The organism is Ferruginibacter sp. (assembly GCF_014377975.1).
Taxonomy (GTDB): Bacteria; Bacteroidota; Bacteroidia; order Chitinophagales; family Chitinophagaceae; genus Ferruginibacter.
On sequence record NZ_JACMOO010000058.1, the window covers coordinates 1 to 2,258 of the forward strand.

The window sequence follows — 2,258 nt, forward strand, 5'->3', positions numbered from 1 at the left end:
GAAAAAGAATGCTTTTGGGCTGTGGCGGGTGATGGTACACTTTCCGTTTGGTCAATCAACGATTTCTCGCTGGTAACCGCATTGAAACTTTGCGATAAAAAAATACGCAGTATCAATTTCAACATTATTTTGAAAGAGGCAGCCATTGGATGTGGTGATGGTTCTATTCGGATTTTTGATATGGATACCTTTGAAGAAAAGAAAATTCTAAAGGGGCATGCTGATGATTTTTCAGTAAATACAGTATGCTATCATGCAAACGGTAAATACCTTTTATCCGGTTCGAGAGATGCTTATTTAAATGTATGGGATATTAAAAATGATTGTGCTTTAATCCATCATATTCCTGCCCATAACTACGCCATTTACAGTATCGTTTTCAGCCCTTGTAAAAAGTTTTTTGCTACTGCAAGCAAGGATAAAACCATTAAAATATGGGATGCCGAAAACTTTGAGTTGCTGTTACGGGTAGATAAGTCTCAACACGAAAGTCATACTCATTCGGTAAATAAAATTTTATGGATTGATTTTAATAATTACCTGGTTTCAACAGGTGATGATAAAACAATCATTGTGTGGGAAATCAACAGTTATAATACCAATAAAAATTGAAATGGTTGAAAACTAGAATAATATATGCAGTAACAAAACATTGCCTTTAAAAAAAGTAGAAGATTATTACATCAACCAACCAGGCAATTGGGTATTTACAGCAGCACATTATTTACAGCAAGGATATTGAAAATAAATAGAGTTGAAACAGATATCTGTTTGAGATTTGCTGTCCCTACTTTATAAACAATAACATTTTTATGCCTTACACAATGAACAGAAAAAAAATAATAGTTAGCGATGGCGGTTTTGCAAGCATTCAATTTATTGAACATTTTAACCAAAATTTTATTGGGCAAGATTTATATGAATTTAGTAATCACTTTTAAAAACAAAATAATAATGGCTAAAACGAAAATTACAGTAAACAACAACGGTTCCCTGAAAATAGAAAGTGATTTTGAGATTGTAGATAAAAATGGAAATGTATATGATTTAGCGGGACGAGAGGTGCTTTCACTTTGCCATTGTGGCCTTTCTAAAAATAAACCTTTTTGTGATGGTGCTCATAACGGGCATTTTGAACATGAGGCGGTGGCATTTGCCTTGCCTCCCAAAAAAATACATTAAAAAGAAACCATGTCTCAGTGTACTATTAATTTTGACAATTCTTTCCAAAAACTTCCTGCATTTTTGTATGAACATGTTGCGCCTACCCCATTAAAGAAGCCTACACTTATTCATGTAACCGGGTTAAAAAAAGAACTCGGGCTTGAATCACTTAGTGATTCCGATTTACAAAAATGGCTAAATGGAGAAACCAGGCTTAGTAATGATCAAACAATTGCCACCCGCTATGCCGGCCACCAGTTTGGGAGCTTTGCCGGACAATTAGGGGATGGCAGGGCAATTTCCCTGGGTGAAATTTTAACTTCGGATGGAAAGCGATTGGAAATCCAGACTAAAGGTTCAGGCAAAACTCCTTTTTCCAGAATGGGAGATGGTAAAGCGGTGATTCGTTCATCCGTCAGAGAATATCTTTGCTCAGAAGCCATGCACGGTTTAGGAATTCCTACTTCAAGAGTGTTGGCCATTATCATAGGAGAAGATAAAGTGTACAGAGAAACGATAGAACGTTCTGCTATTGTTGCAAGAGTTTTTCCTTCCAATATCCGCTTCGGCCATTTTGAAATGTGCTATCACTATGATCGTAAAGCCGTATTAAAAGATTTGATTGAATACACCCGTCATACTTTTTTTGAAGGGGTTTCGGTAGAGGAAATGCTTGTACAAATTATTGATAATACCGCCATGCTCATGGCTCATTGGCAAAACGTAGGATTCTGTCATGGAGTAATGAATACAGATAATATGTCGGTATTGGGCATTACCATCGATTATGGCCCGTTTGGTTTTTTAGAAGACACTCACTTATCGCACGTTTGCAATCACTCTGATTATAACGGCAGATACGCTTACAATAACCAGCCTTCCATAGCTGCATGGAACCTGCAAAAATTGTTGCTTTGTTTTAGCGATCATCTCCCAAAAGAAAGGTTACAGAATTTGCTTAAAACTTTTTCAGAATCATTTCACGACTATTATCAAAAACTTTGTCAGGGTAAATTAGGGCTTACTTCTTTTCAATCGGAAGACTATCAAATATTCAGTTCTCTTTTACAAACGCTGTCCAACCTTGCAATAGA

The 2,258-nt window shown here is 36.2% G+C and carries 3 protein-coding genes; all 3 read left to right on the plus strand.

Annotated features, from left to right (window positions below; genetic code table 11):
• The coding region (locus tag H7254_RS03990; protein ID WP_301931753.1) for a WD40 repeat domain-containing protein at positions 1–612 on the plus strand (612 nt) is incomplete at its 5' end.
• 342 nt (positions 613–954) lie between these two features.
• A complete protein-coding gene (locus H7254_RS03995; protein WP_301931754.1) occupies positions 955–1,182 on the plus strand; it encodes a CDGSH iron-sulfur domain-containing protein in 228 nt (75 codons plus the stop codon).
• A gap of 9 nt (positions 1,183–1,191) precedes the next feature.
• The coding region (locus H7254_RS04000; protein ID WP_301931755.1) for a protein adenylyltransferase SelO family protein at positions 1,192–2,258 on the plus strand (1,067 nt) is incomplete at its 3' end.

Coding starts and splice junctions, on each gene's coding strand:
- H7254_RS03995 (WP_301931754.1), top strand. CDS start 955: ATGGCTAAAACGAAAATTACAGTAAACAACAACGGTTCCCTGAAAATA.